The sequence below is a fragment of the Methanoplanus sp. FWC-SCC4 genome (genome assembly GCF_032878975.1).
GTDB lineage: Archaea > Halobacteriota > Methanomicrobia > Methanomicrobiales > Methanomicrobiaceae > Methanochimaera > Methanochimaera problematica.
The window spans coordinates 1870163-1896033 of the sequence record NZ_CP043875.1; the positions used below are offsets into that span (position 1 = coordinate 1870163).

At 42.5% G+C, this 25871-nt stretch carries 32 protein-coding genes; 22 read left to right on the top strand and 10 right to left on the bottom strand.

Features of this window, described 5'->3' with window-relative positions; genetic code table 11:
- Nucleotides 1–30 precede the first annotated feature (30 nt).
- From F1737_RS09485 to F1737_RS09525, 9 genes are all read left to right on the top strand, one after another.
- Entirely contained in the window at nucleotides 31–708 is a 678-nt protein-coding gene (locus F1737_RS09485; RefSeq protein WP_317137890.1) for a small multi-drug export protein, read from the top strand.
- A 2-nt stretch (nucleotides 709–710) separates the two neighbouring features.
- Nucleotides 711–1118, top strand: a complete 408-nt coding sequence (locus F1737_RS09490; protein WP_317136343.1) for an arsenate reductase ArsC — start codon at nucleotides 711–713, stop codon at nucleotides 1116–1118.
- Between the two features lie 48 nt (nucleotides 1119–1166).
- A complete protein-coding gene (locus F1737_RS09495; protein WP_317136344.1) occupies nucleotides 1167–1583 on the top strand; it encodes an arsenate reductase ArsC in 417 nt (138 codons plus the stop codon).
- Nucleotides 1584–1601: 18 nt separating this feature from the next.
- Nucleotides 1602–1976, top strand: coding sequence for a DUF2703 domain-containing protein (locus tag F1737_RS09500; protein WP_317136345.1), 375 nt, complete (start codon nucleotides 1602–1604; stop codon nucleotides 1974–1976).
- A gap of 152 nt (nucleotides 1977–2128) precedes the next feature.
- Nucleotides 2129–2995 (top strand): alpha/beta fold hydrolase, encoded by an 867-nt coding sequence (locus tag F1737_RS09505; protein WP_317136346.1) that lies wholly within the window; start codon nucleotides 2129–2131, stop codon nucleotides 2993–2995.
- A gap of 170 nt (nucleotides 2996–3165) precedes the next feature.
- Nucleotides 3166–3801 carry a Yip1 family protein gene (locus F1737_RS09510; RefSeq protein ID WP_317136347.1) on the top strand — a complete coding sequence of 212 codons (636 nt, stop codon included), beginning with the start codon at nucleotides 3166–3168 and terminating at the stop codon, nucleotides 3799–3801.
- Nucleotides 3802–3831: 30 nt separating this feature from the next.
- Nucleotides 3832–5004 carry a COG1361 S-layer family protein gene (locus F1737_RS09515; RefSeq protein WP_317136348.1) on the top strand — a complete coding sequence of 391 codons (1173 nt, stop codon included), beginning with the start codon at nucleotides 3832–3834 and terminating at the stop codon, nucleotides 5002–5004.
- A gap of 48 nt (nucleotides 5005–5052) precedes the next feature.
- On the top strand, nucleotides 5053–5730 hold the full coding sequence (locus tag F1737_RS09520) for an ABC transporter ATP-binding protein (RefSeq protein WP_317136349.1): 678 nt from the start codon (nucleotides 5053–5055) through the stop codon (nucleotides 5728–5730).
- Nucleotides 5727–6899, top strand: coding sequence for an ABC transporter permease (locus tag F1737_RS09525; protein WP_317136350.1), 1173 nt, complete (start codon nucleotides 5727–5729; stop codon nucleotides 6897–6899). The genes F1737_RS09520 and F1737_RS09525 overlap by 4 nt, the downstream gene beginning before the upstream one ends.
- Here F1737_RS09525 and F1737_RS09530 read toward each other — a convergent pair.
- The 6 genes from F1737_RS09530 to F1737_RS09555 all read right to left on the bottom strand — a co-directional run bounded on the left by F1737_RS09530 (nucleotide 6868) and on the right by F1737_RS09555 (nucleotide 10493).
- Nucleotides 6868–7116, bottom strand: a complete 249-nt coding sequence (locus F1737_RS09530; protein ID WP_317136351.1) for a hypothetical protein — start codon at nucleotides 7114–7116, stop codon at nucleotides 6868–6870. The genes F1737_RS09525 and F1737_RS09530 overlap by 32 nt on opposite strands.
- Nucleotides 7113–7760 carry a DUF2953 domain-containing protein gene (locus F1737_RS09535; RefSeq protein ID WP_317136352.1) on the bottom strand — a complete coding sequence of 216 codons (648 nt, stop codon included), beginning with the start codon at nucleotides 7758–7760 and terminating at the stop codon, nucleotides 7113–7115. Before F1737_RS09535 ends, F1737_RS09530 begins: the two co-directional genes overlap by 4 nt.
- A 46-nt stretch (nucleotides 7761–7806) precedes the next feature.
- Nucleotides 7807–8205 carry a spore germination protein GerW family protein gene (locus F1737_RS09540; RefSeq protein ID WP_317136353.1) on the bottom strand — a complete coding sequence of 133 codons (399 nt, stop codon included), beginning with the start codon at nucleotides 8203–8205 and terminating at the stop codon, nucleotides 7807–7809.
- 125 nt (nucleotides 8206–8330) lie between these two features.
- Nucleotides 8331–9185, bottom strand: coding sequence for a PDC sensor domain-containing protein (locus F1737_RS09545; RefSeq protein WP_317136354.1), 855 nt, complete (start codon nucleotides 9183–9185; stop codon nucleotides 8331–8333).
- A gap of 56 nt (nucleotides 9186–9241) precedes the next feature.
- Nucleotides 9242–10225 carry a site-specific DNA-methyltransferase gene (locus tag F1737_RS09550; protein WP_317136355.1) on the bottom strand — a complete coding sequence of 328 codons (984 nt, stop codon included), beginning with the start codon at nucleotides 10223–10225 and terminating at the stop codon, nucleotides 9242–9244.
- Nucleotides 10191–10493: a hypothetical protein gene (locus F1737_RS09555; protein ID WP_317136356.1), complete on the bottom strand. Its 303-nt coding sequence runs from the start codon at nucleotides 10491–10493 to the stop codon at nucleotides 10191–10193. The genes F1737_RS09550 and F1737_RS09555 overlap by 35 nt, the downstream gene beginning before the upstream one ends.
- Nucleotides 10494–10633: 140 nt before the next feature.
- Here F1737_RS09555 and F1737_RS09560 point away from each other — a divergent pair, with 140 nt between their 5' ends.
- From F1737_RS09560 to F1737_RS09585, 6 genes are all read left to right on the top strand, one after another.
- Nucleotides 10634–11995: a TrpB-like pyridoxal phosphate-dependent enzyme gene (locus F1737_RS09560; protein ID WP_317136357.1), complete on the top strand. Its 1362-nt coding sequence runs from the start codon at nucleotides 10634–10636 to the stop codon at nucleotides 11993–11995.
- A gap of 49 nt (nucleotides 11996–12044) precedes the next feature.
- Nucleotides 12045–13109 carry an ATP-NAD kinase family protein gene (locus F1737_RS09565; RefSeq protein ID WP_317136358.1) on the top strand — a complete coding sequence of 355 codons (1065 nt, stop codon included), beginning with the start codon at nucleotides 12045–12047 and terminating at the stop codon, nucleotides 13107–13109.
- 77 nt (nucleotides 13110–13186) lie between these two features.
- Entirely contained in the window at nucleotides 13187–13498 is a 312-nt protein-coding gene (locus F1737_RS09570) for a YunC family protein (protein WP_317136359.1), read from the top strand.
- Between the two features lie 199 nt (nucleotides 13499–13697).
- Nucleotides 13698–14906, top strand: coding sequence for a COG1361 S-layer family protein (locus F1737_RS09575; protein ID WP_317136360.1), 1209 nt, complete (start codon nucleotides 13698–13700; stop codon nucleotides 14904–14906).
- A gap of 8 nt (nucleotides 14907–14914) precedes the next feature.
- On the top strand, nucleotides 14915–16120 hold the full coding sequence (locus tag F1737_RS09580) for an ABC transporter permease (protein ID WP_317136361.1): 1206 nt from the start codon (nucleotides 14915–14917) through the stop codon (nucleotides 16118–16120).
- A 5-nt stretch (nucleotides 16121–16125) separates the two neighbouring features.
- Complete coding sequence (locus F1737_RS09585) at nucleotides 16126–16809, top strand: ABC transporter ATP-binding protein (protein ID WP_317137891.1); 684 nt, start codon at nucleotides 16126–16128, stop codon at nucleotides 16807–16809.
- Between the two features lie 67 nt (nucleotides 16810–16876).
- On the opposite strand, the gene F1737_RS09590 is transcribed toward F1737_RS09585, so the two are convergent.
- Nucleotides 16877–18052: a PAS domain-containing protein gene (locus tag F1737_RS09590; RefSeq protein WP_317136362.1), complete on the bottom strand. Its 1176-nt coding sequence runs from the start codon at nucleotides 18050–18052 to the stop codon at nucleotides 16877–16879.
- Nucleotides 18053–18229: 177 nt separating this feature from the next.
- Nucleotides 18230–19396 carry an iron-containing alcohol dehydrogenase gene (locus F1737_RS09595; RefSeq protein WP_317136363.1) on the bottom strand — a complete coding sequence of 389 codons (1167 nt, stop codon included), beginning with the start codon at nucleotides 19394–19396 and terminating at the stop codon, nucleotides 18230–18232.
- 264 nt (nucleotides 19397–19660) lie between these two features.
- Here F1737_RS09595 and F1737_RS09600 point away from each other — a divergent pair, with 264 nt between their 5' ends.
- The 7 genes from F1737_RS09600 to F1737_RS09630 all read left to right on the top strand — a co-directional run bounded on the left by F1737_RS09600 (nucleotide 19661) and on the right by F1737_RS09630 (nucleotide 24425).
- On the top strand, nucleotides 19661–20281 hold the full coding sequence (locus F1737_RS09600; protein WP_317136364.1) for a flavodoxin family protein: 621 nt from the start codon (nucleotides 19661–19663) through the stop codon (nucleotides 20279–20281).
- A gap of 150 nt (nucleotides 20282–20431) precedes the next feature.
- Nucleotides 20432–20659, top strand: a complete 228-nt coding sequence (locus F1737_RS09605; protein WP_317136365.1) for a FeoA family protein — start codon at nucleotides 20432–20434, stop codon at nucleotides 20657–20659.
- On the top strand, nucleotides 20652–20873 hold the full coding sequence (locus F1737_RS09610; protein ID WP_317136366.1) for a FeoA domain-containing protein: 222 nt from the start codon (nucleotides 20652–20654) through the stop codon (nucleotides 20871–20873). Before F1737_RS09605 ends, F1737_RS09610 begins: the two co-directional genes overlap by 8 nt.
- A gap of 42 nt (nucleotides 20874–20915) precedes the next feature.
- Nucleotides 20916–21521 carry a FeoB small GTPase domain-containing protein gene (locus F1737_RS09615; RefSeq protein ID WP_317136367.1) on the top strand — a complete coding sequence of 202 codons (606 nt, stop codon included), beginning with the start codon at nucleotides 20916–20918 and terminating at the stop codon, nucleotides 21519–21521.
- Complete coding sequence (locus tag F1737_RS09620; RefSeq protein ID WP_317136368.1) at nucleotides 21522–22736, top strand: nucleoside recognition domain-containing protein; 1215 nt, start codon at nucleotides 21522–21524, stop codon at nucleotides 22734–22736.
- A gap of 1 nt (nucleotide 22737) precedes the next feature.
- Nucleotides 22738–23208 carry a hypothetical protein gene (locus tag F1737_RS09625; protein WP_317136369.1) on the top strand — a complete coding sequence of 157 codons (471 nt, stop codon included), beginning with the start codon at nucleotides 22738–22740 and terminating at the stop codon, nucleotides 23206–23208.
- A 389-nt stretch (nucleotides 23209–23597) separates the two neighbouring features.
- Nucleotides 23598–24425, top strand: a complete 828-nt coding sequence (locus F1737_RS09630) for a DUF4350 domain-containing protein (RefSeq protein ID WP_317136370.1) — start codon at nucleotides 23598–23600, stop codon at nucleotides 24423–24425.
- Between the two features lie 202 nt (nucleotides 24426–24627).
- Here F1737_RS09630 and F1737_RS09635 read toward each other — a convergent pair whose 3' ends face one another.
- Together F1737_RS09635 and F1737_RS09640 are read right to left on the bottom strand one after the other, a co-directional pair.
- Nucleotides 24628–25092, bottom strand: coding sequence for a metal-dependent transcriptional regulator (locus F1737_RS09635; RefSeq protein ID WP_317136371.1), 465 nt, complete (start codon nucleotides 25090–25092; stop codon nucleotides 24628–24630).
- Nucleotides 25093–25641: 549 nt separating this feature from the next.
- Entirely contained in the window at nucleotides 25642–25797 is a 156-nt protein-coding gene (locus F1737_RS09640) for a hypothetical protein (RefSeq protein WP_317136372.1), read from the bottom strand.
- Between the last annotated feature and the right edge of the window lie 74 nt (nucleotides 25798–25871).

Consider the following 25871-nt stretch of genomic DNA (forward strand, 5'->3'; position numbering starts at 1 on the left):
GAAGGAGCATCCCCCATATGTTTGGGTAATATGTCACATGCAGGAATGCTTCTTTTTAAACTGACAGTTCCCTTCCTTTTACTCGGTGGATATTGCCTCCTGATGTATGCAGCACTCCCCTATGAGGTATATGTTGCACTCATGGGGATGATGTTCATATACTTCATTCCCCCCGCAGGGAAGGAATCCGTCATACCAATCGGGATATCACTCGGCATTCCATGGTGGATTCTTGCATTCTCGCTTGCACTTACAGACATACTCTCAACCCTCTTTATGCTGCTCAACTTTGATCTGGCGCTTAAGATACCGGTTCTCGGAGACAGATTCATGAAATCATTCATGGAGCACGGGGAGACATTCTTCCACAAACACCGATGGGTTGAGAGGCTTTCAACAATAGGCCTCGGCATAGTTGTGATGGTTCCGATGCAGGGCACAGGAGGGGTTGCAACACCCATTCTTGGAAGAATAATCGGGATGACTCCTCAAAAAATTTTCATTGCCGTTGTATCCGGTTCACTATTCGGATGTTACGCAATTGCAATCGGAACAGAATATATCCGGCAGCTTTTCCTGATAGACATAAAATACGGGGCTGCCGCCGTATTAATCCTGATAATTGCAATCATATCGGGATACATATTATGGAACAAAAAACAGAGAAAATTAAAGGAGAAATCTCCGAAATCAAACATTTTCCAGTAAACATGAAGAGCCTGAAAAAATCTGTTTTGTTTGTCTGCACATACAATTCCGCACGATCCCCGATGGCTGAAGGGATACTAAAAAACCTGTACGGTGACAGATATGAGTCATTTAGTGCAGGTCTTTACCTGGGCGAGACTGACAAAAGGGCAGTTGCCGTTCTGGCTGAATCGGGAATCGATATAAAAGAGCACAAACCTCAGACACTCGGAATGGTTTCTGATAAAAAGTTTGATTATATTGTCTTTTTATGTGAAAATGCACACATGTCTGCCCATTACCTTCCGGAGTCAAAACAGACGGTGATACACTATGTAAATGTGCCGGCCGGTTTTGGAGATGACGGACTTTCAGGATTCAGGATGCTTCGCGAGAGTCTTTCTGACTGGATAAACATTTACTTCAGTTAAAAAAACAAATTAAAATAACATAAAAAAATATCCGGATGTAAGGTAAAAATGACGGAAAAAAAGGATATTCTCTTCATCTGCAACCATAACGCCGGCAGATCACAAATGGCCGAGGCGTTTTTGAATAACCGCTACGGCAATAAATATCAGGCTTTTAGTGCGGGAGTAAACCCGTCAGAAGAGATTAACAAAATCACAATCAGTGTTTTAAAAGAGTCAGGGATTGATATCTCGGATAAAAAAACAAAAAATATCTCTGAATTTAACGGCAAAGTGTTTGACACAGTTGTATTAATGTGCGACTGCGAACGTGAATCAGTTGAATTCCCAAAAACAGAGAATTTTATCAGAAAGGTCTTTTCAGATCCGTATGTTTTCAGCGGAAACAAGGATGAGATCACAAAAGGGTTTAGAAACGTAAGGGATGACATATCAGGCTGGATTGACGAGACATTCAGAAAATAAAATATCGGTGATATCAATATGAAAGAGATTCTTATACAGCTCAGATGCAAAGACGACCCCACACAGCCGCCACTAAGATGCCCTGATACGGGAAGGACGGTAAAGGAAGTAACCGAAGATTTAAAGACAATTGCGGAGGGAAAAGGATTTTCACTGAAACTTCAGGAGACAACGGATAAAATTTCTGAGAGATTCGAAGAGTCTCTTATGGCAATAAACGGTCTTTCACTCGAAGAAATAACACCCCTCCCTGACCCACGGAAATACTGCGGAATGGCATGCTCAGGCTGTGGAGGCGGTGACAATGATTCATGTCAGCAGGGTTTTTACCGTGAGATACCCGAATCAGTTCTCAGGCTTGCTGTAATGAAACAGATGAAAAATAATCTTTAAAAATATCAATATTCAAAAACCTGATATCCTTTTTTAATTTCAGAATCATTTATTCTGTTTTATATCTCCGGCAGGCCTATATAAAAATATATAAAACCTGAGAATAACCACTTTTCACATTAATCAAAAAAAAGATACAAGGGAGATATAATATGAAAGCAACAGCAATCACGGCAATTACCCTGATGCTTGCAGTCAGCATAATTTTTACAGCCGGCTGCATCTCATCATCCGACACAACAGAAAAGAATGTTGTAATCGTCAAGACCCAGGAGACAACCCTTCAACCCGTTTCATATGACGACTCACAGGTCCAGTACAGTGACGTAAACGGAGTTACTATTGCATACCGTGAATTCGGAACGGAAAATAAAGAACCGCTGCTTATGATTATCGGATTCGGCGGCGTTATGGAAGACTGGAATACCACTTTTATCGGTATCCTTTCTGAGAAATATCATGTTTTCCTGTATGATCACAGGGGTATTGGAAAGAGTACTGATGTTGAAGAACAGTTTACCATATCACAGCTCTCGGACGATGCGGCAGATCTGATCACTGCACTTGGATATGAGAAGATGAATATCTACGGTGTTTCAATGGGATCAACAGTCTCACAGCGGCTTTTAATCGATCACCCTGATAAAGTGAGAAAAGCCGTACTCTCCTCTGCCGCATACAGTTCCAACATTCCTGAAACGGAGAAGCTGCACGGACTCTTGAAAGATGCGGCAGAAAACCCTGATTCTCCAAAAGGAGTGCAAAAAGAGGCTGTCGCAAACCTTCTGTACGAAGGCAGCTATGACGGTCTTTCAGGGATCACAAATGATGTCATGCTTATCACAGGCACAGCAGACGACATAACCCCGCAGTCGGTTGCAGTGGATATCGCAGACAAAATTGACGGTTCATGGCTTGTCAGGTTCAAAGGCATTCCACATGTGGGTTCATCCTATGCACCGGAAGAATACGGGCAGATTGTAACAACATTCCTGGAGATGGATGAATCTCCGGCTTAAATATATATTTTTAAAATTCAGAACAATTTTTCCAGAGGGACAACTATTTCTCCGGGCATTCAAAACAAAAACCTGAGTCTGAATCGGGTATGTGTTTACTAAAATAAATCAACGGGGGGATTAAACGCATCCATACAATTTATATAAAGAATCTGTTGATAATAAAAGACATGATTCCAGTAAAAGATATTCTTTTATCACCAAAGAATTTTTTTGAGTCGTTTTGCAAACAGGAGGACAGCCTGAAGGCCCCGATAGTAATTATATTAATTCTGGCTGTAATCGCTTCGCTTACAGCAGTTATATCCGCATCCATAACAGGTGCATTCCTGCCCCCGGAAGCGGAATTCATGAAGCCTGTCATTTCAGTCATAACATTTGCTGTTACAATCATAATGACATTCATATTATGGGTAATTTTTGCAGCAATATTTCACGGAATATCGGCCCTCTTCAAAGGAACGGGCTCTTTTAACAAAACTCTTGCAATCACCTCCTACGGATACATCCCGCAGATCATCTCAGGCCTTATCACATCAGTGCTTACATACATGCACATTTCATCAATTACGGTTGTACCAACAACCAATCCTGAACAGATACAGGCTTACGTTGAGATGATATCATCCGGCCCTATGATTACGGCAATATCTGTAATCAGCATTGTATTTTTACTATGGAGCGCAAACATATGGCTGTTCGGAATTAAGGAGTGCAGAAAAATCAGCATGAGAGATGCCGCAATAACAGTCGGAGTCCCTGTAATTCTGTACATTTTATTTATCCTTGGAACACTACTGATGTAAATTCCATGATAAAAACCGGAGATAATCTATATGAAAAAATTAATCCCCATGATGGCTGTGATGATTCTGGCAGCGGCACTGATCGTCCCTGCTGCTTTGGCGCAAACCACAGCCACGCCTGCATCGCAGATATCAATCATGTCATATGAGACCGATCCATTGGTTTTCATATCCGGCGATACAGGCACAATAAAGGTCACAATAAAAAATACAGGCGCCCAGAGTGTTGATATCAAAAGGGCAACAGTATATTCAAAAGACGTTGATGTCCTGAACAGTGAGGCATATGCAACTGTGGGTGCAATCGGTCCCGGTGTTTCAAAGGACTTCACATTCACGGTTCGTGCAAAAAAGTCAGATGCGATATACTACCCGAAATTCTACATCGAATTCAGCAACAGCGGCAGTTTAAGCTACCTGATTCCACTAAAAGTTGAGTCCACGCCCCTTGAAGTATCACTTGTTACAAAGCCGGATTCATTTCAAAAGGACGTGAAGGATACAATCACAATCAGCATTGGAAATCCCCGTGAAAACGCGATTAACGGAATTGTGGTAAGACCTGAGAGCACAACTGCCTCCTTTACACAAACAAGCCGCTTTATCGGAGAGCTTGAATCCGACCAAAGTTCTGAAGTCAGCTTTGACGTAACACCGGCTGAAAACGGTGAGATCAGATTCATTACCGAATACAGAAACGGAATCAACTCACATGAATCAGTGCTTAGAGTTCCTGTATCACTTGAAGACGGAAAGAAGAACGCAGACCCCGTCGTAAACAATATCGAGGTCGTTTTTGAAGGGGCAGGATACAAAATATCAGGTGACGTGACAAATGCAGGACTGGAAAATGCAAAGTCTGTTGTGGTTACAACCGCAGAACCTGCAGTACCGACAGAGCCAAACCGCCTGTATGTAATAGGCGAACTTGAGCCTGACGACTTCTCAAGCTTTGATGTTACATTCCTGGCAGACGGTGAAAACACAGTTCCTCTGGTTATCAGTTACAAGGATGAGGACGGAAACCAGTACTCAAAGACAGTTGACATCAGTCTTGGTAGCAACCTTCCCGGAAAAAAAACAGATAACACAAAAAACAGCACATCATCCGATGAAGGATTTCCGATTGGAATAGCTGTACTGGTGCTGGTAATTATCGCAAGTGTCGGCGGTGCAATATACTATTCATGGAAAAAACAGTAAATCAGGGATTAATTCCATGAAAATAATATTTTTTGGGGGTTAGACCGATTGAACGCACAGACACCGGTAATCGAGCTTAAAGACGTATCAAAAATCTATTCTCTTCCGTTCGGGGATGTGACTGCCTTAAACCATGTATCACTTGAGGTCATGCCCGGCGATTTTCTGGCTATAATGGGGCCTTCCGGGTCAGGCAAATCAACGATGCTTAATTTAATCGGTTCTCTTGATGTCCCGACTGATGGTGATCTCTTCATCGACGGAACAAACATAAAGAATCTGACAGATGAGGAGCTGACAAGTCTTCGGAGGGACAATATCGGATTTATTTTCCAGCAGTTCAATCTGCTTCCCCTTCTTACAGTCAAGGAAAATGTCGAATACCCCTATATTCTCAAATACCGCCACGGCGACTATGAAGGAAGATGCGAAAAGCTGCTTGAACGGGTGGGGCTCACAGATCACCTAATGCACCACAAACCAACAGAACTCTCCGGCGGACAGCAGCAGAGGGTTGCAATTGCAAGGGCACTTATCAACAACCCGAAAATCATGCTCTGCGACGAGCCTACCGGTAACCTTGACTCAAAGACAGGAAGCCAGGTGATGGATCTTTTGGCAGAACTCAACCGGCAGGGAAAGACTGTTATCATGGTAACACATGATGCCGATATCGCAGAATATGCCAACAAAAAAATAGTGATAACAGATGGTGAGATAAAATGAAATTTATCAAAGGTATCTTCTTTGAATTTGCAAAGAGAAGCGTCCGTCTCCACCTCTTAAGATCATCGCTTGCAGTCATAGGAATTGTCATAGGCGTTGCGGCAATTTCTGCTATGGGGATGCTTGGAAACAGTCTTGTACTCTCGGTTTCGGAATCCCTCTCTGATGTGGGCGACTCAATTGTGATATATCCGCACGGCGGGGTCTCACAGGGACCTGCAAGCGCCACAACCGACGATAAAATAACCGAAAGGATGCTAAAGGACATCAAAAGCGCTGCCGGGCCAAACGATGTGATACCGATATACTCAACCGCAGACACAATAGAAGTCGGGGGAGAGGATGGAATTGCATCTGTTTACGGAATGAAACCGACCGACATCCCCATTATGCTCGATCTCGAGGAAGGGCAGTGGCTTAAAAGTTCATCAGGAGCAATAGCAGGCACCCGCATTGCAGATGAGTTTGACCTCAAAATAGGGAGCAAAATAAAACTCGGCGATAAAAAGCTGAGAATAGTCGGCATATTAAAGGAACGGGGGATGGGATTCGATATAAATCCTGATTATGCCATTATTGTCGAGGACAAATTTTACAAATCAGCATATGACCAGGAAGACTATGATCAGGTCATTGTCAAGGTTAGGGACATAAACGAGATCGATTCTGTAAAAAGTGCAATTGAAAAGAAGATGAACAGAAAGGATGATGTCATAAACGCATTTGACACAAAGGCGATTCTTGAGACCATTCTTGACACCTTCGGCAAAATATCAATGTTCACAACCGCAATCGGAGGAATATCACTCATTGTGGCAGGAGTCTCGATATTCAATGTTCAGATGATGTCGGTTACAGAGAGAATCAAAGAGATTGGAATCATAAGAAGCATAGGGACTCAGAAAAGCGAGGTCATGAAGATGTTTTTGTACGAAGCCCTGATTCTCGGATTCTTCGGAGCGGCGGTCGGTGCTTTGTTCAGTTTTCTCGGGGGATATCTCGCAATCTATGTAATGCTTCAGGAGACCTCATATCTCTTTGAACCCTCAACCCTCGTGTACATACCCTTCGGGATGGCATTTGGAATTGCAACAAGTCTTCTGTCAGGGATTTACCCGGCATGGAAGGCGGCAAACCTTAATCCGATTGAGGCTCTGAGGCACGAGTAGACTGCTGACTCAAAAAATCCTCAAGCCAACCTTCCTCTTTTTCAAGTGAAATTTTAAATGCAAAATCGCCGGATGTAATAATCAGGCCGACCGGCTTTGCAGAGCAATTCCCACCAAGACTGTCATAAACAGAGATATCGGCACTTACAACAGGCATTATTTTCATGCCGGCAACACTAAGCAGCCTTCCTCCGATAAGTTTTTTTTCTGTCTTCATAACGGGGCACCCATGCTTTTATTCAGCTCAGCCGGATTCTTTTCTGAGGTTTTTGATGATTTGGATGATTTTGATATTTTACGGTACATCCTGAATGCAGGAAGGAATAATCTAAAAAGTCTCCTGACCGTGATTTCAAATTCAAAGTCGGGCTCAAATGCAAATTCGTCAAAAACCGGAAATACATCTATATCAACCCTTTTTTCACTGCATAAAACACCTTTTGCCGCCATTAAAAGTCCGTATATCATCCCTGTCTCTGCCGCATCATCCAGGCCGAACCGGAGACGAAGGTAAAGACGGCTTATTGAAATCTGTCTTAAAATATCTAAAACATCTGATTTTAGTGAAAAAATAACCTTTATATCGGTTTTTTTTGATTTCTGTGGAGCTTCGGGTTTTTGTTTCTCCTCTTTTATCTTTTCCTCACCTTTTTTAATTAAGGATGAAACAGGTTTTTCAACCACCGAAAATCCCATAAATTTAACAGAAAAGGTTTCGTTATCCTTTATATCCGCACGGAGTCTTAAAATACCCCAGGCTAATGATATGTATGCATTATTCTTCAGCCCCGGTTTTATCCTGCCTCTTAGATAGACAGGCAGAACGGTTATATGAAGAATTAATACTGCAAGAATCAGCACTAAAAAATAAAGGATATATTGCAGGATGGCAAATCACCACTTTTTTTTACTTGCTTTCCTGAATATTTTCTTCTTCTGATTTTTTTGTCTCTTCTTTTTCCTTTATGACTTCCATTACCTTTGGCAGAATTTCATTTCCTACTGCATTAATCGCCTCGGTGATCGGCCCTGGTTTTCTTACAGGAATGACCCTTATGTGCTCAGGCCCTTTAAGATTTTTATCGACAATTATCATGGCAACAGGGGACACACCGCCACCTGCACCAGCTCCTGCACCGCCGTCCTGCTCACTTCCCCCGAATCCTGCACCAAACCCAAAGCCAAATGATGCAACAGGAATTGCAATGATATCCCCAATTTCAACAGGGTCTCCAAGAACTGTTCCCGCATTTACAAGTTTATCAACTTCGGTCAGGGCTTTTTCAAATAAAATGTCTGCGTTCATTAAAAGTTCACTCCTTTTTTTAGAGATAGATGCACATTCAGATATAAAAATGATTCAGATACGATTGGGAATATCGGGGGAAAAAAAAGATATGTGTTGATCAGAGGATTCGTCTGATTAAAGCATTAAAGAGTCTTTATTATCATTATTCTCCATTCAGTGCCATGAATACCGCATGTTGTCCAGAATGCCTCTTTTTTCGCCTCTTTAAGGGAGCCTGGATCAGTGAAACGATAAACATACCTTCCTGACCATTTCTCCGCAAATTGCTCTCCAAATCCGGATATTTCAGGGTAATCCTCATACATGGGATCTTTAAATGTGTTTTTTCCGATCTCTTCAGGGTCTTCATCATAGAGGATCACTCCGTTTTTCTGAACTGCCATGAACTGAAATTCGTCCTGATAAAAATTCTTCTTTAAAATATCACCAAACATGATTGCAGGATCAAATGTAAGACTTACGAATCCTGCATACCTGTCATCACCGGTAAATACCGGGTAGTTTATAGATGCCGCCTTTCCTCCTTCTGCAAGATCAAACTGATCTGTCATCAGGGGAACTTTCCGGGAATTCATAAGGGATACAACAGGTGTGTTTCCAAGATCCTTTCCGACAATTTCCTGATGGGACACAGGCACCATAGCCTTTACGTAACCGGCCCCGTCAAAAGTCCCGATAGTTACGATGGATGGATTTTTGCTCATATATTCTTCAAGTATTTTTTCCGTGCCCTCACCATCAAGGCCCGTTTTGGAGATCCTTTCTGCGGCAGAAGACGCAATTTCATTTAATTCATAGAACCCTTCCTGCACATACCCCTGAAAATCCGAAATTCCGGTCATCATTTCATTTTGAATATCCGGACTATTTTCAGGATCAGGAGACGGATTTATTATACTAAATCCGGCAAAGAACAAGATCACAAAGACAACAACTGATGCTGTTAAAAATATTGCAACATCTGTGATTTTTGACATAAAGGAAAATTAATTTAGGAGAAATAAATATTTTTTGAATTTGCATCTGTTTCTGATTATTTTTGAAATACCACAATCCTGTTTGTATTGGTTCCGTTCTTTTTGTTTGAGATACCCCAGATGTTTGAAGTCTTGGTAAAGTCCTGCTCGTTTATCAAAACACCGGCACAGGTAAATCCTGCCTCTCTGCCTATTGGTATTACATGTTCATCAAGGCAGACTTTCCCGTTCCTGACCTCCCCTACTTCAAACGCAACCCATCCTTTCGGTTTTGTTATCCTGAAGAGTTCATGAAAAACATTCTGCATAACGCCTGTCCATTCGGGAAGGGTCTTTGACATTGTAATCTTTTTTCCGATCTCTCTCTCGTCAAGTGAGTTGAACCAGCATCTCAGCCAGTTGTCACCTGCATACTGAACAATATCAAGAAACGGAGGTGATGTTACAGTGAGGGAGACGGAATTTTGTGGTATTTCTTTTGTCTCTCCCGCATCACATTGCAGGAAAGCAGCAGTTTTACCGGCCTTTTTCAGATTTTCCCTCTCGGCTTCGGTCAGTCTTTTTAAGAGAGCCCGTGTTTTTTTCAGAATAAGCTTTTTTGTATCCCGGTATTCGGGAGTCTGGTTTCTTTTTTCGTTAATTTTTATCTGGCTCCGGGGAGATACAGCCTGATTGGGCGGGAGTGTATATACCGAAAAAAATCCGGAGGAATGCCCTGTAAGGCGGTTTGTTGCGACCATCCTGATCCATCTGTCGGTGTTGTCTTCTTCTCCCGACTCCTTTCTCTCAAAAAGATAATTTTTCAAAGATACAATCTCGGATTCTGTTTCCTTTTCATAAAACATAGAGAGATCTATGTCACCTGAGAGATTTTTTTCCAGATTAATCCTGTCAAGCCTTTCTTTCACACAATTGATATCAGGCGGAGAAAACCTGGGCTCGCAGAGTATTCTGCTTAAAGGGTTGATGTCATTTGAAACAGCATTTCTCCCCATAAGCCCTGCCTCAATTACCGTAGTTCCTGCCTGTGAAGGGATCATAAACAACATCACCCGAATCTGTGAGGAGATCAATAAAAAAACGGGGCAGCTGGGGTTTAAAGCATGCCCTGTATGAAACCTCGTGGATTGATGATGCCTGCCTTTGTTTTGATGTCCAGAATTCGTTTGTATACTTAGTGATATCAGGTCTTCCTTCAAAAGAGGTTAAATTTGTAATACTTCCCGGCATTTCACCACAGGCGTCACCCTCAAGGCTGAATTTCTCAAGGTACTCACCAAATGATTCCGGATCAAAACTGGCTTTCATATATTCCGGTTTAGTATTTCTGAAACTGATCCATGTTATCTTTATAGGTAAAGACGGGCTTAAGAGAGATGCTGATATATGCAATTGTGCTTATTTTGTACAATAATGTATATATATGTACAAACCCTAACAGGTGTAGCATGCCCACAAAGATAATTCTCGATGAGAATGAAATCCCAAAAAAATGGTACAACATACAGGCGGATATGCCGAATCTGCCGGGAATACCCCATAATCCGATTACAAAGAAAGCGGTGGAGGCAAAGGATCTTGCACCGATATTTGCTGACGGTCTGATTAAACAGGAGTTCTCAACAGAAAAATACATAGACATACCTCCTGAAGTCAGGGAGATACTGACACTGTGGAGACCATCCCCTCTCTTAAGGGCAGAGAGGCTTGAAAAGCTCCTGAAAACACCTGCAAAAATCTACTACAAATACGAAGGACAAAGCCCCTCAGGAAGCCACAAGACAAACACTTCCGTTGCACAGGCTTACTACAACAAAGAGGACGGCATTGAGAGAATCGCAACCGAAACAGGTGCAGGGCAGTGGGGTTCCGCACTCTCGTTTGCAACACAGTTCTTCGGGATGGAATGCACCATCTACATGGTCAGGGGAAGCTATGAACAAAAACCATACCGGAAGATGATGATGCAGACCTGGGGTGCAAAATGCTACCCGAGCCCGACAACAATGACAAATTCAGGCAGGGAAATTCTAAAACGCGATCCCAATACATCCGGAAGTCTCGGAATTGCAATCTCTGAGGCAGTAGAGGACGCCGCAACGCATGAGAACACAAACTATGCTCTTGGTTCCGTTCTAAATCATGTCTGCCTCCACCAGACAGTAATCGGACTTGAGGCCCGAAAACAGCTGGATATCGCAGAAGAAACGGCTGATATCGTAATCGGCTGTGCGGGGGGAGGCTCAAACTTTGCTGGGATAGCATTCCCGTTTGTCAGGGACAAAATTGAAAAGAAGAACCCTGATGTCGAGATCATCGCATCAGAGCCTGCCGCCTGCCCGACCCTTACAAAAGGCCTTTATGCGTATGACTTCGGTGATGTTGCGGGACTAACCCCGATTATGCAGATGTACACACTCGGCCATGACTTCATCCCGCCGTCAATTCATGCCGGAGGACTCAGGTATCACGGAATGTCCCCGCTTGTATCACGCCTCCATGCGGACGGCCTGATAAAATCGGTTGCATACCACCAAAACGAATGCTTCAAAGTGGCAGTTGACTTTGCAAAAACCGAAGGAATAATTCCCGCACCGGAATCAGCCCATGCGATAAAGGCAGCGGTTGAACAGGCACTTTTGTGCAAAAAAACGGGTGAGGAGAAGACAATTGTATTCAACCTGAGCGGACATGCACACTTTGACATGTCGGCATACGAGGCATACTTCAACAAAACGCTGCCGGACTACGAATACCCGGCAGAATTAATTAAGGAATCACTTTCAAAACTACCACACATTGAAGATTAAAAACAGTGAAATGAAAAAAATAGGATTTCTGATAAACCCGGTGGCCGGGATGGGGGGAAAAGTCGCCCTTAAGGGCACAGACGGACAGTACGAAAGGGCATTGGAGCTCGGTGCAGAGCCTGTTGCAGAAAAAAAGGCGGCTGAGTTTGTCCGGGCACTTGACCTCTCAGAAATCATGTTTTTTACCGCCGGCGGTCTGATGGGTGAGGGACTCCTGAAAAGCACAGGCACTGCCAGATACAAAGTCGTTTTCAACCCGAATAATCCGACATCGGCAGAGGATACAAAAAAAGCATGCCTGATGATGCTAAAGGCAGGCGTTGAAATGATCGTTTTCTGCGGAGGAGACGGTACTGCAAGGGATGTCGTTTCTGCAACAGGGGATAAAGTTCCGCTGCTTGGAATACCCTCAGGCGTCAAGATGTTTTCGGGAATTTTTGCCCTGACACCAAAGACAGGTGCGGATATAGTAAACCGTTTTCCTGATTTAAGCATTGTAAAAACAGAGGTCATGGACATAGACGAGGAGGAGTACAGAAAAGGCAGGCTGAAGACTGTGATCTTTGCAGAGGCGAAAGTCCCTTTGATACCGCAAAAATCACAGGGCGGAAAATGGGTCTCCTCCGGCAGTGACGAGAGAAACAGAAAGGAGATCGGTCGTTTCCTTGCAGAGATCCTCTCTGATGACACGCTGTATCTCATCGGTGCAGGCACGACGGCAAAATCCATTTTGGATGAACTCGGGCTATCAGGCTACACACTCCTCGGGATTGACGCACTGTTCTCAGGCAGGTTAATCGGGCGGGATTTAAGCGAAAGGGATATACTAAAACTTCTTGAAGGGCACAAAAAGGCAAAGATAATAATCAGCCCGATAGGTGCCCAGGGATTTATTCTGGGACGGGGAAACCAGCAGTTTTCACCAGAGGTGCTCAGAAAAACCGGTACTGAAAATATAATCATTGCCGCCACAAATGCAAAACTGATGATGACAAAGGAGCTTTTCATAGACACCGGTGACATGGACCTTAACAGATCATTTCCGGACTCTGTCCAGGTCATATGCGGCGACTGCATGGCACAGCGTGTAAAAATTCAAAAGCCCGGGCAGTAATATCCCTTTGAGGAAATCCTGAAATTTCAGGACTTTTAACTCCGTTAATTAAAACAGATTCTATTATCTGGCAATAAATGGATATTCTTTTAATGGAGCATTTAATAGTCCCTCTTGAAGAAAAAGAGGCAGAAGGATTTGTAATTCCTCTCGGAGACGTAAATCTCGTTTTTGTAAAAACCGATTCCGGCATTGTCGGATGCGGTGCAATTGATGTCATGGCACTTGAAAAATTCGGTTACCCTGCCGCAAAGGTAAAACCAAAAGGAAATTCGGTGGCAGACATAAATGATCTGATGGAAGGAGAGATTGCCGCAGTAAATCCTTCCGGCGAAAAGCTTGGAATTAAGATAGGAATGACAGGAAAAGAAGCAGTCCGGCTTCTTTAAAATATTTTATAACCCTGATTTTTTCAAAAACTCTCTAAACTCTATAAAAACCCTCCCTGTTTTTATTACCAGCCGATACTCACGGCCATCTGATATTTTCATCTCCCAAAACAGCTGACACTTTGTCCCCCCGACTGCCAAAAGAAAGATATGCTATGCAGAATACAAAACTGGCAGAGATAAATTAAGGGGAGACAATATGAGGACATTATATATTACAACCATCATAGGACTCTTTTTTGCCGCAGTCCTTGCAAACCCTGTATATGCAGGGGAGGCAACAGTGATAGTCACCGACACTTCCATAACGCCGGATGTTTTAATGCCCGGTGACAAGGCGCTTATCTATGTCACTCTCAAAAACACTGCCACAAGTGCCACACTTACAAAGACAGAGCCGCAGACATCGCTTGTAACTGACATCAACCCGACAATCCAGAGCGTTTTTCTGGATGGCAGAAAGGAGATAAAAGTCCTTGAGGGAAACTCACAGTTTTCAGGCGACATAGGACCTGGCCAGACAATAAAGCTCACATTTCTAATAGAGGCAGGAGAAAAGGAGGGAATATTCTTCCCGACCTTAAGAGTCGGCGTAAAGGGGGCGGAGAGTGTAAGTTACCCAATCCCTGTTAACGTCAACACACAGATAGCCACCGCAAAAAAACCTGCGATAATTTTTGACCAGACCCCCGGCAAAGTTGTAAATCCGGGTGATGAAATTAATATCGTTCTCAATGTTTCAAACCAGGGCAAAAGCACAGCAGAGGATATCACAATAAAACTCTCTCCTGAAGAATCCTCAGTTGCGGCAAAAAATCAGGGAACCTATTACATAAACTCACTATATCCGGGCGAGTCACGGACACTTTTTGTAGACCTCATCTCTGACAGGGAAGCAGAGCCAAAAATTCACACAATACCTCTTAAAGTTACCTACATAACATCGGGGGGAGAGGAAAAAACGGAGCTTTCGGGGATAAACATTGACATTAAGGGAAAGGCCGAACCCGGGATAGCATCTGTAAAAACTGATCCTTCAAGAATCAGCAAAGGCGATGACTTCGATCTCACAATAAGGATTGAGAACACAGGAACAGGCGAGGCAAAATCAACAGCGGCAATGATTGATCTCCCTCTTTTAGGAACAAGAGAGGCATTTGTCGGAAAGATCAAAGCCGGAAACGATGCACCCGCCGTATTCATCCTGAATGCCAACAAAGCCGGCGATTTTGAATACAAACTTAAAGTAACCTACACAGACGACACAGGAGAATATGAAAAGGACTACACTCTCCACTTAAACGTCTCTGAAAATGACAATACGGCAGGAATACTCATAGTTCTGATAGTCATCTGTGCAGGCGGATATCTTGGATACAGGTACCTGCGGCAGAAAAAGGAAGAATGATATCCGGTATGCTAAATGACCTGAAAGTCTCGGCGTTTCTTGCGACACGATCGCTAAAGAGGGGAAGCAGGGGAAGTTTTGTACTAAACATCCTCATTATCGCGATGGTATTTACGAATATGATCCTCCTCCCCTCAATAATCACCGGCTCGGTCATGCTTTTTAACGAACAGACGATCAACTACCAGACATCCGACATAATCATTTCACCAAAAAGTGAGGAAAGATATATAGAGGACGCATCGGCCCTTCTGGATAAAATAAACCGTATACCCGGGGTTTTAAGAGCATCAGCACGCTACCAGTTAGGTTCCACCATAAACTTTGAATCAAAATCGGTGAGTATTCCAATAACCGCCTTTCAGCCTTCCGATGAAACAGAGGTCACATTAATACATACAAAAATGAGGGACGGAAATTTCCTGAGCAGTGCCGATACCGGTGAAATCATTTTAGGCAGTTATGCAATCGGAAACGAGGATGAAAGCAAGGATTTCCTGAAGTCTCTTGGTGCACCCGATGTAGGGGACTCGGTCACAGTATCCTTTGAAAACGGCGAAAGACGTGAATACAGGATTAAAGGGATATTTGAAACCAAATCATACCAGACTGATTATACGGGCTTTATCACATGGGATGAGATGGAGAATGTTTTAGGCACTGAAATAGAAAGTGCAACCTCAATACTGGTAAAGACGGAAAATCCCGAAGATGTCGACAAGGTGAAATTAAATCTTATATCCTACGGAGTCTCTGAAGAAGTAAAGACATGGGAAGAGGCCCTCTCCAAAATCGTAGAGGAATCTGTTGAAACCTTCAATATAATAAATGACATCACAATGCTTGTGAGCCTGATAATAGCTGTTGTCGTGCTGTTCATCGTCATAATGATTAAGGCAATCAACAACCGGCGGCAGATTGGAATATTAAAGGCGATCGGGATTAACAAACAGATTATAATCAACTCATATGTCTTTCAGGTGCTGATTATCTGCATACTCGGGATAATTCTCGGGTTGATCTTAGTAAGGCTGCTGACCTTTTATTTTACCTTATATCCAATGAAATTCCCGGACGGCGATGTTGTGCCGCACGTTGAAACATCCCTTTTGATTGAGAATGCAATCAGTCTTCTGATTGCGTCCGCCATTGCCGGTTACGTCCCTGCCTGGAGGATAACAAAAGAGAATATACTCGACGCCATGAGAAGGTGATTTTTATAATTACGCTAAAAGACGTGTTTAAAATATACGGCATTGGGGCTGCAACCGTGCATGCATTAAACGGGGTTAGCCTTGAGATAGAAAAAGGCGAGTTCGTCGGCATAACAGGTTCAAGCGGGAGCGGAAAGTCAACCCTTCTTCATATGGTCGGGCTTTTGGACGAACCTACAAAAGGGGATGTGTTCATCGGCACCACAGATGTATTAGAGCTCTCTGACGAAGAAAAATCCAGATTCCGGCTTAAAAGGTTTGGATATGTCTTTCAGGACTATGCACTTGTCCCCGAGCTTTCCGCTGCTGAAAATGTTCTTCTTCTTGCAATGGCAAGGGGGCTTGATGATGAGGAGGCTAAAATAAAAAGCGTTGAGATACTTGAAAAGGTTGGTCTTTCAGGCAGGATAGAACACCTCCCCGGTGAGATGTCGGGAGGGGAACAGCAGAGGGTTGCTATTGCAAGGGCACTTGTAAACAACCCGGAGATACTCTTTGCAGACGAACCCTGTGCAAACCTTGACAGCGTGAACTCAAAAAACGTGCTTGATCTTTTCAGGGAGATAAACAGGGAGTTAAAGCAGACCATTGTCATGGTATCCCATGAGGACTGGCATATCCCTTACTTTGACAGAATTATTCGCCTCCATGACGGAAAAATAATCGAGGATTACAAGCCAAAGAAATAGACCAAAATATAAAATAAAATTTAATTTAAAAAACAGGATTATGGATATTTTAGGGGATTTTTGTAATTCAGACAGGGTTGCCCGAACAGTTGTCCTCTCCGTTTCTCTTTAGATAATTTATTGCATCCTCAATGTCGGATTTTTCAATCAGTGACACTCCGTAATGTTTTGCAATCATCTTCCTGACCTTTTCGGATTCAATCCAGCCGTTGTCAAGACGGTTTATGAGTTTGTCAATCTCCTTTACATGAGGGATTATTTTCTGTGTTATTTCAGGGGATTCAAGGTCAACAATGCCAAGGATTACCTGAAGCGGATTTCTTATATGATCGTTTAGGACTGCAAACTGCTCCATGTTTTTGTCAATCTGCATAAACGCCTCTTTTTTCATTTCATCCAAAAGGTAGTACTTTGTAATGTCTCGTAAATACAAAACAGACTGTTTTAGTTTTCCCTTCTCGACAATTGGAACATTACGGACACTGAAAATTGTAACATTCGCACCATACCGAAACTTCATGTTTGTCTCAAAAAAGCGTGAGAACATCCCCTCATTAAAAGTATAATTTCTGTTTTCAGGATGAAAATGCTGAAAAATCTCTTTTATCGGCATTCCGGAGAAGTAATTTTCAATCCCAGTTTTCCGGCAGAGTTTTTCAAATGCGTGATTATATATTACCACATTTAATAAAGGGTCGATTACGACCACCACTTCATTTAAGGAATTGATGGTTGTTCTGTACTGAAGTTCCGAATCACGAATCGTCTTTTCCATCATCTCCCTTTCACTGATGTCACGACATACGGCAGTGATGAAATTTTCATCTCCCAAAAGGGCCATGCTGAAGTTGAACTCCATGTGAATGCCCCGGTCCCTGCTTGTCCATATCGTCGAACTAAAGATTCTGTGGGTTCCGGAGCGGAGCTTTTCCATGTCAACCCTGTTTTCAAAAAAGTTTTCATCTGTCAGATCGTCAATACTTTTTGTCAAAAGTTCATCTTTTTCATAGCCCAGAATTTCACACGCACGCAGATTGGCATCAATGATATTTCCGGTGGAGGAATTGAGGATAAAAACGATATCGCTGGTGCTGTCAAGGGCAACCCTGAATCTTTCAAGTTCCCCCTTTTTATACTGAAGTTCTGGATAGTAATTCTTGCGGGTGGAGGCCTCACCAAAACCGATGATGCGGTTTCTTATTTCTTTGAGCCTTTCCTCGTAGTCGTCGGCATTTTGCAGCATATTTCCCAGTGGTTGATCTCTAAAAGGCGTCTTTTGTATTCTATCCATCTCTCTTTTTTCAGCAATAATACTTTAGCAGAGAGGTATACCAAAAAATGCGGGGACCTTTGGAATTCTATTAGGATAACTCCCGGAAAAAATCAGGCACTGCCTGACAAAACAATACAAATATCAGATTTAAAGTAAATTTTGAAAGATAATCCTGAGAACTTCTGCTGAGGGTATTACAGGGTTTGTGGCTATACAGGGATCATCATATGTTCTTTTTACAAGTTCTTCTATGTCGTCTTCTGATGCACCGTAAGATGAAAGCGAGAGATCCTCCTGGCCATTTCCTCTCATCATGGAGATTTTTCCAAATATTTCATCCAGAAGATCATCAGCACCCTTATTTTTTACATCTATACCCAGCGCTTCCGCAATTTTCCGGTAACCTTCCGGCACATAATTGTAGTTGTAACTGATTACAGGATCCATCACAATTGAACTGCTCAGACCGTGCGGGAGATCAAATATCCCGCCTATCGCATGGGACATTGAATGTATAAGACCAAGACCTGCATTTGAAAAGGCAATGCCGGCATAAAGACTTGCAAGCATTGTGTCAAACCTGAAATCAAGATCAGATCTCTTCTCTTCAGGATAGGGAAAGGATTGCCCGAGAAGACGGATCGCCTCAAGAGAAAGCAGGCTGCTCAGGTGGGATGAACCATTTGAAACATAAGCCTCAATTGCATGTGTAAGCGCATCAATGCCCGAGTTGATTGTGACGGAATCAGGGAGTGTTGCAAGAGTCACGGGATCTATTAAGGTTACATCAGGAACAATGGACTTTGAGACAATGATGCTTTTTTTTCTTTTCTCAGCACTTCTTATGACCGCATACTGCGAGACATCAGCAGAGCTTCCGGCTGTTGTCGGCACGCATATCATCGGGGGACAGGGATTAGTCACAAGATCAACACCGACATAGTCGCTGATGTGCCCTTTGTTTGCCACGACAATACCTATGCCCTTGGCACAATCGAGAACACTTCCGCCTCCAACAGCTACAATTCCTGTGCATTCCCCGGATTCATAGACATCTGCACCTGTCATAACATCAGATTCACGGGTATTTTCGGATATATCTGAAAAAATTGTGTATTCTATTGAATTTTCATCCAGACCTGCGGTTATCTCCTTCATCCATGGCTGTTTTAGAACTTTTTTGTCGGTTGCAAGAATTATATTTTTTGACCTGAAATTGCCTGCATATCTGCCTGCAAAAACACGGGAATTATCCCCTGTAATAAATTCTGGCGCTACAAATTTTCTTAGTTCTCTCAAAACAGCCGGCGACATAACGGTTTTACCTGACGGATTTCCTCTATTGGAAATTTGTTTCTTTCGCAGTCTTTTACCTGAATCCTATTTATCGTTATTCATAGAGATTCAGACAGTATTTATTGCGGCTCAGTATGGTTTTCTCAAAAAATGATTTATCTGATTAAATCTCCTGCAATTAAGGCAGGTAATTTTTCCAAGGAAAAACAAAGCAGTCGATACGGATCTAAATTATTATCCGGAATTTTAACACCAATTATAAAATACTGCCACATGTATAATATGCAATTATATACATACATAATCAAAATCAAAGCTATGAAAATACTCGGTATTTCAGGAAGTCCAAGAAAAAGAGGGAATACAGATATAATACTAAATCAGATTCTTCTCGGAGCAAATGATTCAGGTTTTGAAACAGAAGCCATATTCCTCAGGGATTATACCATTAACTCCTGTATAGGATGTGAAAAATGCAGAAAGGATCTCACATGTTCTCACTTCAAAGACGGAATGAACCTTATTTATCCAAAAATTGAAGAAGCTGAACTATTAATTCTTGGATCGCCTGTCTACAATTACAATATAACAAGCCGGATGAAATCCTTCATCGACCGCCTGTATCCATATTATGAATTTTCTGATGACCGCCCGAGGAAATACAGTTCACGTCTTACAAACAAAAAACGTCAGGCCCTTGTTTTTTCGGTATGTGAACAGACTGATCCAAAGGAAGACGGATTTGCAACTGAAGCTCTGGCAAGGCCTCTTGAGGCACTCGGTTACGAGATAGCTGATAAATTAACTTTATTCGGTTTCTTTGAGAGAGGAGCTGTCCTTAAGGATATGGAAACCATGGAAAAAGCCCGCCTTTCAGGAGCAAAATTCGCTGAAAATTACTAAATTCTTTTTCAACCCGCTGATCTTTATGCATTATTTTTTAGGTCAGGGAAATTATTCCTAAACTATTTTGGTAATTCTTAATTTTCATAACAATTTTAGGACGCGGTTAATCCCTCCCTAATATCAGAAATCAAAGGGAGGAATAATAAAATGATGCTGACCTCCCTGAAAAAGAACGAACAGGGATATATAGAGAAAATAGACGGGGGGGAAGAGCTAAAACAGCGGCTTTCCCTCAGAGGCATTATCAAAGGTGCACGTCTGAAGGTGATAAACTCACGCTGCGGCCCTGTGATTGTTGACATCAACGGCTCTGTTCTTGCTCTGGGTCGTGGTATGGCAGGGAAAATAATTGTTGAAAGGTGTTCTGATGATTAAAAAACTCTCAGAGATGGAATACGGGACAAACGGTTCAGTAACAGAGATCAAAAGGCCTTCACGTGAGATTAACGCAATCGGCATACGGGTCGGAAAGAAGGTCAGGATGATCACAAAACAGCCGGTAAAAGGCCCGGTTGTTGTCGTTGTCGGGGAGATGGAAGTCGCACTCGGGTTTCATACAGCCTCGGACGTAATGGTGGAAGTAAATTAAAAACAGGCCACATATACCATAATTTCAAAAAAAGAGGAATAAATGAGTGATAATACAGGCACTATCCTGCTCATAGGCAATCCGAATGTCGGAAAAAGCGTTCTTTTTAACAGACTTACAGGAGCAGATGCAGTCGTATCAAACTATCCGGGAACGACTGTTGACTACACAATGGGAAAAGTGACGATCGATAAAAAAACGATGACAGTAATTGACGTTCCGGGTGCATACTCGCTGAAGGCAAGGGACAGGGCAGAAGAGGTTGCTGTAAAGATGCTCAGGGAACATCCCCGTGCTGTCGTTATAATCGTCCTTGATGCGACAAGAATTGAACGTGGTCTTTACATTGCACTTGAAACACTGGAAATGGGATATCCGGCGGTCGTTGTCCTGAATATGACAGACATTGCAAAGGAAAAACAGATCCTGGCTGATGCCGGAAAACTCCAGAAAATTCTCGGAGTGCCGGTCGTTGCCACAAGTGCAATCAGCGGAGAGGGTGTCAAAAATCTGGGGGATGTGATCCGAAAAGCACAGATTGCAAATCCGGAGGAGATTAAAGCACGTGCAGAAGGAAAGGAAATAAAACCCGTGAAAAAACCGGGGTGTGCCGGATGCGGCGGCTGTGGCGGATGCGGAGGCATTTAGATGACAATGAGTGAGAGTGAACGCTGGCTGCTTGTCGATTCAATTGCCGGACAGGTCATAAGTGTTGGTGAATACAGGCAGAAAATAGGCGATGTTTTAGGAGAGCTGACAATAAAACCGCTTACAGGAATTCCTGTTGCATTCGCTGTTCTGTATGCATTCTGGAGCGTTTTTGGATCATTTGCAGGCTCGCTGTTCACGGACGGCTTTTTTGTGAAATTTTTTGACAACTACTTCCTGCCGTGGATACAGTCGGCATGGCCTGATCCTGCAAGCATTCACTATTTCCTGTTTGTGGGCGATCCGCTTGCGACCAATTCCTTTGAGGCCTTTGGTGTGCTGACATCGGGTTTGTTTGTCGCAATCGGGGTTGTTCTGCCGGCCGTGTTCATCTTCTACCTCATGATGTCGCTGCTTGAGGATTCGGGATACCTGCCACGACTTGCAGTTTTGGTTGATACCGTTCTGCACAAAATCGGCCTTCACGGATATGCAATTGTTCCGACCATTCTCGGTCTCGGATGCAATGTGCCTGCCGTTACCGCAACACGCATTCTCGAGACAAAAAAGCAGCGTTTTATGATGATGACGCTTATTGCGATATTCATACCCTGCGGTGCCCAGCTTGGAATTATGATGGAGGTTCTTCCTGAGAGCGTCGGATACGTGATGCTCTTTTTAATCACCGGGTACTTTGTATTCGGATACATACTGAGCAAAATCGTTCCGGGTGAAAATCCCGAGATTTTAATTGACGTTCCGCCATACCACATGCCGCAGTGGTCAAATCTCAGTAAAAAACTCATTGTAAGGACAAAGGGATTTTTATTCAACGCTGTTCCGTTTGTTCTCTTTGGAATCCTTCTCGTAAACCTGCTGTACCTCGGAGGCGTCATCCAGTGGCTCTCTGAACTCCTGGCACCTGTGTTTGTCACGTGGTTTGGAGTTCCAAAAGAGACGGCCGGAGCACTTGTTGCAGCGTTTCTAAGGAAGGATCTTGCGGTTGCACAGCTCTCAAACATTGCGATGACACAGTATCAGATGATATCTTCGGTTGTCTTAATCTCCATCTACTTCCCGTGTGTTGCAACATTTGTTGTGATGCTTAAGGAAGGATGGAAAGAGCTTTTGGCAGCGGTCGGGGTGCTTTTCGCGGTAGCATTTGTCTACGGCGGAATCATCCATGCAATAGGAATACTTCTGGGGCTGGCATAAAATGAGTGATACAAAATATAAGTTATATACAGTATATTTCGGGGTAATCGGCATCCTGGCCACATTACTCGGACTTGCCGATATCCTTGTCCAGTTGGGGATATCAGGCGGAATTGAATCAGGAATAATGCAAATCTCAGGGGACGACTTTTTCCGGTGGGCATGGGGAGGTCTTGTGGTGCTCTTCGGGGGCATCCTGATACTCTCCGGATGCAGGGATATCAAAGATATGCACCAGTTTTCAAAGGTGCTTTTGGGATCGGTTATGGTATGGATTATCGCAGGGTGCGATATCTTTGCGATGATATGTGAGAGTATCCCGGCACCGGCGGATGCACCCGGGTTTTTAAATTCGTTTGCAGGCTTTACCGGGGGATTTGCACCACCATACGCACCTGCTGTAATACTCCTGCCGTTCACCTTTGCGGCACTTTTGATGTATTATACGGAAGGTTATGCAAAAGAGGATTAGACGGAATATTAATATTTTACTTTTTAAAAGAATCCAATAGAGACTCCTTTTTTTCACAACTAAACTGATTTTGCAGAGAAACTAATTTTTTAGTCTGCTTAGTATAATTTAGCACACTGTGATTTCAAAAAATATTTCCATCAGATTATTCCATAAAAAATAAAATCACATTATCAGATTAAATAACATAGAAAGGCTTTTTGGGTTCACCTGCAGGCAAAGCAGGAGAGCTTAAAAATAAAGCAGACCTGCGGACCGAATTGACAAATTTATTTTATAAAATATTGCCAAGCATATAATTTTTTTTAGCTAAGATCATTAGGCTTTCGCTTTGGCATTCTGATAGTTGGAATAAATCAGCACAGGAATGCCGGGCAGGAGTTTTAAAAATGATACAAAAACAAAGGATTCGCAGGCAATGCGTAATTATGGGATGCCTTCTGATACTTTTATCAGGTGTTTCATACGCATCTGCCGATACCGGCGGAGACTGTGACATAATGTGGGATCTGACACATGGTGTATATTTAAATTATGAGCCTGCCGGTGATTATTCAGTTCTTACCGGTATGCTTGAAGGAAAGGGTTACACTGTTGATACAACAGATATAGGACTCAACAATGTGGATCTCAGTGATTATGAAGTTCTTGTACTTAGCATTGGTTCATCCTATTTTAGTCCCTATACACCTGATGAAATCAGTACGATTAAAACATTTGTGGCCAACGGAGGAGGCCTCCTGATAATGGGCGAGAATACTGGTTGTCCAAATGATAATTTAAACCCGGTATCACAGGAATTCGGAACGACTCTTGGAATATCTTACCTCTCCCCTATTGATCTATATATTACAGACATGACAACACATCCGGTATTCAACGGAGTGAGTATGTTTTATTACAGGGCGGCAGGTGAACTTGCAGGCGCCGGTGCACTCAGCGGTCCTGCCATTGCATGGACAGATGATGGAGAAATTGTGATGACGGCAGTTAGCAGTCCGGGAAAGGTCATTGTAACAGGAGACTGTAACTTCTGTGATAATGACTATATTGCAGAGGCTGACAACCTGGCTCTGTCTGAAAATATTTTTGACTGGCTTTGCTGTAGTTCACCAATACCCACTCCGGAATACCCGACACTTATGATACCCGGAGCTCTAATATTGGGAATGTTATTTATTACAGGATTTATGAGAATTAACAAAAAGGAGGATTAAAACAAATTTTTTAATAATTTATTCCATTTTTGCAAGGGATGAAACATTCACAAAGAATGATTATTTTCTTAGTTATGTTTTTATCTGGCAAAACAGGAAGTTTCATGATCAGAATCAGCCAATAATCATTCAGCTTTCAGACAGGTTTTCACGGACACAAATTAAAAAAAATGTTTAATATTTATACTTCCTGACAGTCAGACTACTCAGACCGGTCTTTTACTGAACGCTTAACCAGGCAGTACTCTGAGAAATCCTCAAGAGTGTGAAGCTCTGAACCCCTTTCCTTTAGGAATTCAACAAAATAATGTATCTGCTCAATTGTTTTCGGGTGAAGCTCGTGCTCCATGATACATGCATCATCGTTTGCGATATCAGCGGGAACATCAATCAGCTTTAAAAAAGACATCAGGGTGTCATGCCTGTATTTGATGACGCTGGCAATCTCCCTTCCCTTCGGCTTTAGAAGAACGCCCTCATATTTCCTGTATTCAATCATCCCGAGTTTGTCAAGCTTAATAAACATCTCAACAACGGAAGGAGGGCTTACATTAAGTTCCTTTGCAATATCCCTTGTTTTTGCGTATCCTTTTATAAGACTGACATTGAGGATTGCCTCGAGATAATCCTCGGCTTTTCTGCTAAGACTGCTGTTTAAACCACTCATAGAATATCACCGGAAAAACCGGGGTTATCATCAATTTAAAAAATTCAGGAATATCTTCCTGAAATTTGAATCTTTTATTTGTCACCCTAACAATATTAGGTTATCTGAAAAATAACCAGAACAGGATATGCATCATTATCAATTCTTTGTATGTAAATTTTCAAGAAAATCTGAAATATAAATTTAAAAAAGATATTAACGGAAATTAAGGATTAATTCCAATATATCGATATATTTACCGGTTTGCGTTTTACATCTGGCATTATTTCTCTAAATAATAAACCAGTGAAACCAAAAAAACGGTTTTACCAGGGATTCATATATTGGAGCATAAATATACTCCTGATTTGTCCGCGTAAAGTCAAAAGGCGGCAATTTAGTGGGATAAATCGTTTCCTAAACACCTCAACGGGATCTTTGTGTCACAGAACCTTTTCTCTTTTTTTTGCAGTCGTCCATATCGCTTCCGGCGAGATGAAGCAGGCTTAAAAGTGCAGGAGGCATATTTTTGGTATCAGAAATACCCCTCAGAGATGCTCTTGTGCCCGTCTAAATCACCTCCAAAAAGATATTTTGACAATCTCTTTTGTTGGCATCATAAGCATCGGTCCAAAAGACCGGTTCAACAGAGCAGGGAACAGAGACTTTCAAACGTAAATCCTGTCTCGAATCTGTATTTTTCTCAATTTTTTCTTCATCGTTCATTTTAATTTATCACCTCATTATTCTCTGATATAAATTAGGCATTTAGGCTGCAATAAACAGAACCCGAAAAATGT

Excerpts from the sequence above, each read along its gene's own strand:
- F1737_RS09515 (WP_317136348.1), top strand. The coding sequence starts at position 3,832 with ATGAAAAAATTAATCCCCATGATGGCTGTGATGATTCTGGCAGCGGCA.
- F1737_RS09630 (WP_317136370.1), top strand. The coding sequence starts at position 23,598 with ATGATACAAAAACAAAGGATTCGCAGGCAATGCGTAATTATGGGATGC.
- F1737_RS09595 (WP_317136363.1), bottom strand. The coding sequence starts at position 19,396 with ATGTCGCCGGCTGTTTTGAGAGAACTAAGAAAATTTGTAGCGCCAGAA.
- F1737_RS09565 (WP_317136358.1), top strand. The coding sequence starts at position 12,045 with ATGGGGGGAAAAGTCGCCCTTAAGGGCACAGACGGACAGTACGAAAGG.
- F1737_RS09610 (WP_317136366.1), top strand. The coding sequence starts at position 20,652 with ATGATTAAAAAACTCTCAGAGATGGAATACGGGACAAACGGTTCAGTA.
- F1737_RS09615 (WP_317136367.1), top strand. The coding sequence starts at position 20,916 with ATGAGTGATAATACAGGCACTATCCTGCTCATAGGCAATCCGAATGTC.
- F1737_RS09625 (WP_317136369.1), top strand. The coding sequence starts at position 22,738 with ATGAGTGATACAAAATATAAGTTATATACAGTATATTTCGGGGTAATC.
- F1737_RS09545 (WP_317136354.1), bottom strand. The coding sequence starts at position 9,185 with ATGTCAAAAATCACAGATGTTGCAATATTTTTAACAGCATCAGTTGTT.
- F1737_RS09605 (WP_317136365.1), top strand. The coding sequence starts at position 20,432 with ATGATGCTGACCTCCCTGAAAAAGAACGAACAGGGATATATAGAGAAA.
- F1737_RS09495 (WP_317136344.1), top strand. The coding sequence starts at position 1,167 with ATGACGGAAAAAAAGGATATTCTCTTCATCTGCAACCATAACGCCGGC.
- F1737_RS09530 (WP_317136351.1), bottom strand. The coding sequence starts at position 7,116 with ATGAAGACAGAAAAAAAACTTATCGGAGGAAGGCTGCTTAGTGTTGCC.
- F1737_RS09570 (WP_317136359.1), top strand. The coding sequence starts at position 13,187 with ATGGATATTCTTTTAATGGAGCATTTAATAGTCCCTCTTGAAGAAAAA.
- F1737_RS09580 (WP_317136361.1), top strand. The coding sequence starts at position 14,915 with ATGCTAAATGACCTGAAAGTCTCGGCGTTTCTTGCGACACGATCGCTA.
- F1737_RS09510 (WP_317136347.1), top strand. The coding sequence starts at position 3,166 with ATGATTCCAGTAAAAGATATTCTTTTATCACCAAAGAATTTTTTTGAG.
- F1737_RS09500 (WP_317136345.1), top strand. The coding sequence starts at position 1,602 with ATGAAAGAGATTCTTATACAGCTCAGATGCAAAGACGACCCCACACAG.
- F1737_RS09600 (WP_317136364.1), top strand. The coding sequence starts at position 19,661 with ATGCAATTATATACATACATAATCAAAATCAAAGCTATGAAAATACTC.
- F1737_RS09505 (WP_317136346.1), top strand. The coding sequence starts at position 2,129 with ATGAAAGCAACAGCAATCACGGCAATTACCCTGATGCTTGCAGTCAGC.
- F1737_RS09540 (WP_317136353.1), bottom strand. The coding sequence starts at position 8,205 with ATGAACGCAGACATTTTATTTGAAAAAGCCCTGACCGAAGTTGATAAA.
- F1737_RS09525 (WP_317136350.1), top strand. The coding sequence starts at position 5,727 with ATGAAATTTATCAAAGGTATCTTCTTTGAATTTGCAAAGAGAAGCGTC.
- F1737_RS09620 (WP_317136368.1), top strand. The coding sequence starts at position 21,522 with ATGACAATGAGTGAGAGTGAACGCTGGCTGCTTGTCGATTCAATTGCC.
- F1737_RS09640 (WP_317136372.1), bottom strand. The coding sequence starts at position 25,797 with ATGAACGATGAAGAAAAAATTGAGAAAAATACAGATTCGAGACAGGAT.
- F1737_RS09635 (WP_317136371.1), bottom strand. The coding sequence starts at position 25,092 with ATGAGTGGTTTAAACAGCAGTCTTAGCAGAAAAGCCGAGGATTATCTC.
- F1737_RS09550 (WP_317136355.1), bottom strand. The coding sequence starts at position 10,225 with ATGATCCCTTCACAGGCAGGAACTACGGTAATTGAGGCAGGGCTTATG.
- F1737_RS09575 (WP_317136360.1), top strand. The coding sequence starts at position 13,698 with ATGAGGACATTATATATTACAACCATCATAGGACTCTTTTTTGCCGCA.
- F1737_RS09490 (WP_317136343.1), top strand. The coding sequence starts at position 711 with ATGAAGAGCCTGAAAAAATCTGTTTTGTTTGTCTGCACATACAATTCC.
- F1737_RS09590 (WP_317136362.1), bottom strand. The coding sequence starts at position 18,052 with ATGCTGCAAAATGCCGACGACTACGAGGAAAGGCTCAAAGAAATAAGA.
- F1737_RS09555 (WP_317136356.1), bottom strand. The coding sequence starts at position 10,493 with ATGAAAGCCAGTTTTGATCCGGAATCATTTGGTGAGTACCTTGAGAAA.
- F1737_RS09560 (WP_317136357.1), top strand. The coding sequence starts at position 10,634 with ATGCCCACAAAGATAATTCTCGATGAGAATGAAATCCCAAAAAAATGG.
- F1737_RS09485 (WP_317137890.1), top strand. The coding sequence starts at position 31 with ATGTCACATGCAGGAATGCTTCTTTTTAAACTGACAGTTCCCTTCCTT.